Source organism: Vibrio sp. D173a (genome assembly GCF_030248475.1).
In genome coordinates, this window is record NZ_JAHGAH010000553.1 from 1 (window position 1) to 1,902 (window position 1,902).

At 47.6% G+C, this 1,902-nt stretch carries 3 protein-coding genes and 1 pseudogene; all 4 read right to left on the minus strand.

Translation table 11 applies throughout. The features are described from left to right. Positions 1–573, minus strand: a 573-nt coding sequence (locus tag KIV40_RS27460) for a thiazole synthase (RefSeq protein ID WP_285352372.1), incomplete at its 3' end; no start/stop codon positions are given. Positions 574–577: 4 nt separating this feature from the next. Then, a complete protein-coding gene (gene thiS / locus KIV40_RS27465; RefSeq protein ID WP_285352374.1) occupies positions 578–823 on the minus strand; it encodes a sulfur carrier protein ThiS in 246 nt (81 codons plus the stop codon). A gap of 127 nt (positions 824–950) precedes the next feature. Continuing rightward, positions 951–1,676 (minus strand): annotated as a pseudogene (locus KIV40_RS27470) (ThiF family adenylyltransferase); the annotation flags it as partial. A 12-nt stretch (positions 1,677–1,688) separates the two neighbouring features. After that, the coding region (locus tag KIV40_RS27475; RefSeq protein WP_285352375.1) for a thiamine phosphate synthase at positions 1,689–1,902 on the minus strand (214 nt) is incomplete at its 5' end.

Genomic DNA, 1,902 nt, shown 5'->3' on the forward strand with positions numbered 1-1,902 from the left:
AGCAGCATGCGAAGGTGCTCCGATACCAGCATCAACAACAACTGGTACGTTTGCTTGGTCGATTATGATCTCCAGGAAGTCATGGGAGACGATACCTTTATTCGAACCAATTGGCGCACCTAGTGGCATTACTGCGGCACAACCCACCTCTTCGAGTCGCTTACACAACACAGGATCGGCATGACAGTAAGGCAGAACAATAAACCCTTCGCGAACCAATTGCTCAGCAGCAGCGAGTGTTTCGATAGGATCTGGCATTAAGTATTTTGGGTCAGGGTGAATCTCTAGCTTCAGCCAATTGGTTCCCAATGCCTCTCGCGCAAGCTGCGCAGCAAACACCGCGTCTTTGGCATTTTTGGCACCTGAAGTGTTTGGCAGTAAACTAACTCCAGCTTCAACCAAGGGTTTTAAGATGTCGTCTTGCTGGTCGTTTACATCCACACGCTTGAGTGCCATCGTCGCGAGTTGAGAACCTGACGCTTGTATCGCTTCAGCCATTAAGTGACTATTTGCGAACTTTCCAGTTCCGGTAAATAGTCTTGATTCAAACTTCTTATCTCCGATATGCAGCATCTCATTACCCCCCTGCTATTGCTTGAAACAGAGAGATACTATCTCCCTCACATAATACGGTGCTTGCCCATTGGCTGCGTGGAACCACGCTATTGTTGATGGCAAACACGCATCCCATTTCTGGTAGTTCAAAAATCACTTGCTGAAGATTGGACTGACTCGCAACCTGTTGCGGTTGTTCGTTGATGGCGACAGTGATCATCTCACCGTCTTCAAGCCCGTCACTCAGGCTTTGTTGTACTGTTGTCATTTGTTTTAATTCTCTATGTTCTCGACGATTGCTTCTTAAGCAGAGCATCGAAAGCTATTACTACTGCAAGCAGAGCCTCAATAGCTTCATCACTCTCATGGAGCAATGTGCTCTGGGTGTTCAGGTACTAATGACATACCTGACAGTTGTTGTCTTTTGGTACCATCATCTGTTGCCACTGCATTCGCAAGCCATCAAAGATATGCAGCTTACTTGTCGCAACATGAAACTGGCCCGTAGCGAGTTTTTGAATCGCCGCCAGTGCTTGGTAATTTCCTAACGTCCCTACGACCGGACCAATCACGCCACTTTCGCTGCACTTTTGAGCCTGACTCAGTTCATCGAATGGATATAGGCAGCGATAACAAGCCGACGTAGGTTGTGAGTCTTGATAGTCAAAGACAGCAAACTGCCCCTGCCATCCAATTGCTGCAGCGGAAATCAGCGGCGTTTTTTGCTCATAACAAGCTCGATTAATCATCTGTCTCGTTGGCATGTTATCGCTGCAATCAAGCACAACGTCGGCAAGCATGATCTCGAGTGACAGCTGATTCTGGTCAAGGCGCTTTTCAATAGCACGAACCTGCACCATCGGATTGAGCTCAAACAATTGCTTTGCGGTCGCTGCAGTCCTGGTTTGTTTTAAATCTTGCTCACGATAGATGATCTGCCTTTGTAGATTGCTGCTCTCGACAACATCATCATCAACGACGACAAGCTTCCCAACACCTGCTGCGGCTAAATACAGACTCGCTGCACTACCTAATCCACCACAGCCGATAATGAGTACGTGAGATTGACCAAGCGGATCTTGGCCTTTTTCACCGACTCCTGGGAGAGCGACTTGACGTTGATCTCCTTATCATTAAGCACACACTTCCCCTACTTCATTTGATTGAGTCACAGTGAATGTCTGCTGTCTTTCTCGCATCAGGTTGCTAAAGAAATCAATCACAGCCTGTGGGTCGTCAGATAAAGTAATAGCTCTAACCACAGCTAAGCTTGTTACCCCAGACTGCCAAACCAGATCGGCATTGCTTTGGTCGATACCGCCAATTGCCACTGTTGGGTAACCCAGT

Excerpts from the sequence above, each read along its gene's own strand:
- thiS (WP_285352374.1), bottom strand. The coding sequence starts at position 823 with ATGACAACAGTACAACAAAGCCTGAGTGACGGGCTTGAAGACGGTGAG.